This is a genomic window from Nocardioides malaquae (genome assembly GCF_015070385.1).
Classification (GTDB): Bacteria; Actinomycetota; Actinomycetes; order Propionibacteriales; family Nocardioidaceae; genus Nocardioides; species Nocardioides malaquae.
Map to the genome: position 1 here is coordinate 1 of NZ_JADCSA010000443.1, position 269 is coordinate 269.

Sequence of the window (269 nt, forward strand, 5' to 3'; positions counted from 1 at the left end):
GAGAGGAGAATGGAGTGATTCATCTTTTCTTCCCTCCAAGGTTGAACATAGAGTTAGTTACCATTGAGTGGGTATGATGTCACACAAACCACTGTTTCACTTTTCGCTCTAAACCTGGAAGGATGACATCCCCCAGGATGGAGAGGACTTCATCAGAAAAAGGCACATTTCTGGGTAACTCTTTTAAGCTTTTCAAGAGGTCCAGAGTAGATGCATTTTGTCTGTGAAGTTTCGTCTTTCTCTTCAGGATCGAGTGTAGTCTTTTTTCC

General features: G+C 42.4%; 1 protein-coding gene. It reads right to left on the reverse strand.

Translation table 11 applies throughout. The features are described 5' to 3' along the window. Positions 1 to 79: 79 nt before the first annotated feature. A partial coding sequence (locus IEQ44_RS17250; protein WP_227487648.1) for a hypothetical protein occupies positions 80 to 269 on the reverse strand: 190 nt, incomplete at its 5' end.